The following is a 326-nucleotide window of genomic DNA, read 5'->3' as shown; positions in this document are numbered from 1 at the left end:
CTTGGCTGGCGGCCGAGTCCGCCAGCATCTGTTGCCCAAGCACATCCAGATGGCTCGGGGTGATGTTGACGAGCCCACATTGCGAGCTGATCTTTGCTTTTAGCCCCTCGACCTCGTCCCCCTCCCTGACAAGCAGTGCGTGGCCACCACAGATCAGAGGCGCAAACAGGCTATTAACTGTCGCATCGAAGGTCAGAGGCGAGGAGACCAGGGAGGATGATCTGGGCGCGTAAGTATCGCCGGCCCACCACAGATAATTGGTCATCCCCCGATGCTCGACCATGACGCCCTTGGGCGTACCTGTTGAGCCGGAGGTGTAGATCACA

At 59.5% G+C, this 326-nt stretch carries 1 protein-coding gene; it reads right to left on the bottom strand.

From position 1 onward, the window contains the following. Positions 1–265 (bottom strand): hypothetical protein (locus KJQ96_RS38955; protein ID WP_249727417.1); only part of this gene is annotated, 265 nt, incomplete at its 3' end. Positions 266–326 lie beyond the last annotated feature (61 nt).

The organism is Bradyrhizobium sp. sGM-13, assembly GCF_018398875.1.
Taxonomy (GTDB): Bacteria; Pseudomonadota; Alphaproteobacteria; order Rhizobiales; family Xanthobacteraceae; genus Bradyrhizobium.
Note: the sequence above shows the minus strand (reverse complement) of the source record. Positions and strands in the feature narration are given on the sequence as shown.